This is a genomic window from Desulfobulbus alkaliphilus, from assembly GCF_016918545.1.
Classification (GTDB): domain Bacteria; phylum Desulfobacterota; class Desulfobulbia; order Desulfobulbales; family Desulfobulbaceae; genus Desulfobulbus; species Desulfobulbus alkaliphilus.
In genome coordinates, this window is record NZ_JAFFQC010000265.1 from 1 (window position 1) to 439 (window position 439).

Genomic DNA, 439 nt, shown 5'->3' on the forward strand with positions numbered 1-439 from the left:
GGGTGTCGACAACCGCGTCCGCTGCGAGCGCGAAGCGTTGACCGTCGACCGCGCGTTCACGGTTTTCGATTTCGACCTTGCCGTAGGTATAGCCGATGTCCCAGCTGACGTCCTTGACGAACGAAATCTGGTCATGGTTGCCGCGGAGGCCCAGAACGTAACGCTGCAGTTCACGCGTGTTGTCTTGCGTACGATCCGGCCCGAACAGAGTGTGGCGCGCGTTCTGAAGCAAGACGCCCGTTTGCGCCGCGCCCGGGCTGGTCGCGGTCGGCGGCGCGTAAGGCGTAACGACGTTCGTGCGGATCGCATCCTTGATGTTCTGCGGCAGGAAGGCGTTGTCCGACCAACGCAGGTCGAAGTTGTTGACGGCATAGATCGGGTTGACGGCGTTCGCGCCGTAAGAGTTCACCAGATCGATGTCGAAGAAGGTCGGTTGACC

1 pseudogene is annotated in these 439 nt (G+C 61.5%); it reads right to left on the bottom strand.

Features of this window, described 5'->3' with window-relative positions:
- Positions 1-439: pseudogene (locus JWG43_RS20900) on the bottom strand (TonB-dependent receptor domain-containing protein); the annotation flags it as partial.